Annotated in this window: 3 protein-coding genes; all 3 read left to right on the top strand. The window is 65.4% G+C overall.

From position 1 onward, the window contains the following. Positions 1–3 precede the first annotated feature (3 nt). From B3587_RS12060 to B3587_RS12070, 3 genes are read left to right on the top strand one after another with little or no spacing between them, the layout of a single operon-like run. Complete coding sequence (locus tag B3587_RS12060; protein WP_292728977.1) at positions 4–447, top strand: succinate dehydrogenase hydrophobic membrane anchor subunit; 444 nt, start codon at positions 4–6, stop codon at positions 445–447. Positions 448–483: 36 nt separating this feature from the next. Continuing rightward, positions 484–2,289, top strand: coding sequence for a succinate dehydrogenase flavoprotein subunit (sdhA, locus tag B3587_RS12065; protein WP_228179561.1), 1,806 nt, complete (start codon positions 484–486; stop codon positions 2,287–2,289). A 2-nt stretch (positions 2,290–2,291) separates the two neighbouring features. After that, a complete protein-coding gene (locus B3587_RS12070; RefSeq protein WP_292728972.1) occupies positions 2,292–3,086 on the top strand; it encodes a succinate dehydrogenase iron-sulfur subunit in 795 nt (264 codons plus the stop codon). Positions 3,087–3,117: the final 31 nt, after the last annotated feature.

The following is a 3,117-nucleotide window of genomic DNA, read 5'->3' on the forward strand; positions in this document are numbered from 1 at the left end:
GCGATCGCCGAACCCCGCGCCTCCCACAGCACCCCGCGCCGCCGCGGCGTCAACCTCGAGAAGTGGGGCTGGGTCTACATGCGAGCATCCGGCATGGTGCTCGTGGTCCTGATCTTCGGGCACCTCTTCGTCAACCTCATGGTGGGCGACGGCATCCAGGCGATCGACTTCGCCTTCGTTGCCGGAAAGCTCACCAACCCGTTCTGGCAGTGGTGGGACGTCCTGATGCTGTGGCTCGCGCTGATCCACGGCGCCAACGGTATGCGCACCATCACCAACGACTACGTGACTCACGCCAAGACCCGCACCGTGCTCGTCACGGCGATCTGGGTCACCGCGGCGCTTCTGATCCTGCTCGGCACCCTGGTGGTCTTCACCTTCGACCCCTGCCTCGGGTTCGACCCCGCTACCGCGTCCGACACGATCATCGGCCTGTGTGCCTCGTAATCCTGCCGCTCACCTGACACCGAAAGCACAGCACCCGTGACTACTCAGAGCGCCGAAAGCGTCGTCAAGGACGGCGTCCATTACCACCAGTTCGACATCGTGATCGTCGGCGCCGGCGGCGCCGGCATGCGCGCGGCCATCGAGGCAGGCCCCGGCGCGAAGACCGCGGTGATCTCCAAGCTCTACCCGACCCGGTCCCACACCGGCGCGGCCCAGGGCGGCATGGCAGCTGCCCTCGCGAACGTCGAAGAGGACTCGTGGGAGTGGCACACCTTCGACACCGTCAAGGGTGGCGACTACCTCGTCGACCAGGACGCTGCCGAGATCTTGGCGAAAGAAGCCATCGACGCGGTCATCGACCTCGAGAACATGGGTCTGCCCTTCAACCGCACCCCGGACGGAAAGATCGACCAGCGTCGCTTCGGCGGTCACACCGCCGACCACGGCAAGAGCCCTGTCCGTCGCGCCTGCTACGCCGCCGACCGCACCGGGCACATGATCCTGCAGACGCTGTTCCAGAACTGCGTCAAGCTCGGCATCAACTTCTTCAACGAGTTCTACGTGCTCGACCTCATCACGGTGAAGGATGCCGAGGGCAAGACCCAGGTCGCGGGCGTCGTGGCCTACGAACTGGCCACGGGCGACCTGCACGTCTTCCAGTCCAAGGCAGTGATCTTCGCGACCGGCGGCTTCGGCAAGATCTACAAGACGACCTCCAACGCCCACACCCTTACCGGTGACGGCGTCGGAATCGTCTGGCGCAAGGGACTGCCGCTGGAGGACATGGAGTTCTTCCAGTTCCACCCGACGGGCCTGGCCGGACTCGGCATCCTGCTCACCGAGGGCGCTCGCGGCGAAGGAGCCATCCTGCGTAACGCGAGCGGTGAACGCTTCATGGAGCGCTACGCCCCCACGATCAAGGACCTCGCTCCTCGCGACATCGTCAGCCGCTGCATGCAGCAGGAGGTCGCCGAAGGTCGCGGCGCCGGCCCCCACCGTGACTACGTGCTCCTGGACTGCACGCACCTCGGTGCCGAGGTGCTCGAGACCAAGCTCCCCGACATCACCGAGTTTGCTCGTACCTACCTGGGAGTCGACCCCGTCGTCGAACCGGTGCCGGTGATGCCGACCGCGCACTACGCGATGGGCGGCATCCCCACCAACATCAAGGCCGAGGTGCTCGCAGACAACGAGACAGTCGTGCCGGGTCTGTACGCGGCCGGTGAGTGCGCCTGCGTCTCCGTGCACGGCTCGAACCGCCTCGGAACGAACTCCCTCCTGGACATCAACGTCTTCGGCAAGCGCGCCGGCCGGTACGCGGTCGAGTACGTGAAGACCGCCGAGTTCGTCGACCTCCCCGAAGACCCCGCGGCAGGCGTCCGCGAGATGATCGAGGGCCTGCGCAACAACCCCGGCGGGGAGCGCATCGCGGTCCTCCGCAAGAAGCTGCAGGACGAGATGGACAAGGGAGCCCAGGTGTTCCGCACCGAGGAGTCCCTGAAGCACGTTCTCGGCGTCATCGAGGAGCTGCGTGCTCGGTACCTCAACATCCATGTCGACGACAAGGGCAAGAGGTTCAACACCGACCTGCTCGAGGCTGTCGAGCTCGGATTCCTGCTCGACATCGCCGAGGTCGTTGTCGTCACTGCCCGCAACCGGCTCGAAAGCCGCGGGGGCCACATGCGCGACGACTACCCCAAGCGCGATGACGAGAACTATATGCAGCACACGATGGCCTACCTCACGGGCGACCCCCACTCTTCGGTCGCGGATGACCACATCCGCCTCGACTGGAAGCCCGTGGTCATCACTCGCTACCAGCCGATGGAGAGGAAGTACTGACGATGAGCGCGACGCTTGTCTCCACGGATGCCGCCACCGATGAGCAGGGCGACATCGAGCAGTCCCCCGAGCCCACCGGCATCCAGTCGTTCCTGGTGACCTTCATCATCCGCCGCTTCGACCCTGAGGTGGATTCCGAGCCGCGCTGGGTCGACTACGACGTCGAGCTGTACTCGACTGACCGCGTGCTTGACGCCCTCCACAAGATCAAGTGGGAGGTCGACGGGTCACTGAGCTTCCGCCGCTCCTGCGCGCACGGTATCTGCGGGTCGGATGCGATGCGCATCAACGGGCGTAATCGTCTGGCGTGCAAGACCCTCATCAAGGACCTCGACATCTCCAAGCCCATCTACGTCGAGGCCATTAAGGGTCTGCCGCTGGAAAAGGACCTCATCGTCGACATGGAGCCCTTCTTCGCGTCGTACCGTGAGGTGCAGCCGTTCCTCATCGCGAACTCTGCGCCGGAGCCCGGCAAGGAGCGCATCCAGTCGATCGCCAACCGCGAGATCTTCGACGACACGACCAAGTGCATCCTGTGCGCAGCCTGCACCTCGTCGTGCCCCGTCTTCTGGACCGACGGCCAGTACTTCGGGCCCGCCGCGATCGTCAACGCGCACCGCTTCATCTTCGATTCGCGCGACGACGCCGCCGATGTGCGCCTGAACATCCTCAACGACAAGGAAGGCGTGTGGCGCTGCCGCACGACCTTCAACTGCACGGAGGCCTGCCCCCGCGGCATCGAGGTCACCAAGGCGATCGCTGAGGTCAAGCAGGCGGTGCTGCGCGGGCGCGCCTAAGCCGGGCCGCATCTGCGGCGCGGCAAAGCCT

Source organism: Microbacterium sp. UBA837, from assembly GCF_002296025.1.
Classification (GTDB): Bacteria; Actinomycetota; Actinomycetes; order Actinomycetales; family Microbacteriaceae; genus Microbacterium.